The organism is bacterium (assembly GCA_009926305.1).
GTDB lineage: Bacteria > Bdellovibrionota_C > UBA2361 > UBA2361 > RFPC01 > RFPC01.
The window spans coordinates 1-1,380 of record RFPC01000227.1; the positions used below are offsets into that span (position 1 = coordinate 1).

Consider the following 1,380-nt stretch of genomic DNA (forward strand, 5'->3'; position numbering starts at 1 on the left):
GAAAGAAAGGCTCGGCATAGTTTAAAGTGCCTTTACTAAGCGTGAATATACTCGCAAAAAGGGCGAAAAGAATAAAATTAGAGCTCTGCTCACGGAGGATGCTCCAGAGCTAGGGCTGAGAAAAAACACAGTCGTTGAGATTGACCCAGCTAACGGCGAGCTTGACACTCAAATTAAACTTGACCGCGACTTTCTAGAACGCAAGGGCATTGACCCAGACCTTCAGCACACTCTCCCTAAGTCTTTGGCAGAGCAGCCAGAGAAGCTCGAGGACATGAATCCTCAGCCAGCTGACGACCTAGACATCGAACTAGCAAACGGCGGTCTTACCGACAAAGAAGACAAAGATTTCCGCGCAGAGCGCGAGCAGGAGCCTCTAGCAAAGCTTCCCCCAGGAATGGAAGAGCTGAGCAAGGAAGAGCTTGGCAAACTTCTTGAAACTACCCCAATGAAAGAAGAGTACGGTAGGGGTCCTAATGCTTATTTTCCAGGTAAGCCAGGAATAGATTATGGAATTAAAAGAATGGATGACGGCACCCTTGTATGGGAAAGAGGCGACCTAACTTATTATCTGGCTGATGATGGTCACACTGTAGTTAATGCCCATGGTGTTCGAATTGGCTGGGAACAAAGACAAGAAGACGATTTATACCCCAAAGATATGGAGGAGACTCGAGTCAACCAGCTTCTCGATGACTATAAAGACTATAAACTTGCTACTCCAGAATATGCAAAAGAGCGTGGATTCCCCGAGGGGTGGGTAGGAAAAGATAAAGGCCGAAACGGCGCTGAGTTTTATGAGCTTAACGAAGACGGAAAGATTGATAGTCGTTCAGATTCAGTTTGGATAAGCGACGATGCGGACTACGTTCTTGAAGACGTCCCAAACTGGGTAGTTAACCAAAGAGGCGGGCTCGCTTTATACATTGACCCAGATTTGTACTCGTTTAGAACAGGCGATAAAGACGAAGCAATTGAGAGAGCTGCAGAGTATGTCAGGAAACTAACTACCCCTAATTCTAACCCCGACGGCCTTAGCGACGAGATGCTGCAAAAGTCTGCAGCTCTAGAAGAACTCTTTGATGGTAAAGCTAAGGAAGCTCCTTCTGACAGGAAAATAATCCCTACTTCTCTCATCGACCTAAACGTCGGTGATGTTATTAGTCGTAAAGATAAAAGCGACTTGACAGTAACTGGCCTAAGTCAGATAAAAAAGGCTAGAGATGACAAAACTGGCGAGCTAGTTGACGCTATCACTTTTAAGGCTGTAGACGAAGAAGGAAATGTAGAAGAGTTTACTTTCCCGATAGATAAGAAATTTGGAGTTGTATCAGGTAAAAAGGGCAAAGTTAATCGCCCAGCTAAGCCTAAGGATGAGAA

The 1,380-nt window shown here is 45.4% G+C and carries 1 protein-coding gene; it reads left to right on the forward strand.

What is annotated here, in order from left to right:
- Nucleotides 1–274: 274 nt before the first annotated feature.
- Nucleotides 275–1,380 (forward strand): hypothetical protein (locus EBR25_14055; GenBank protein NBW42093.1); only part of this gene is annotated, 1,106 nt, incomplete at its 3' end.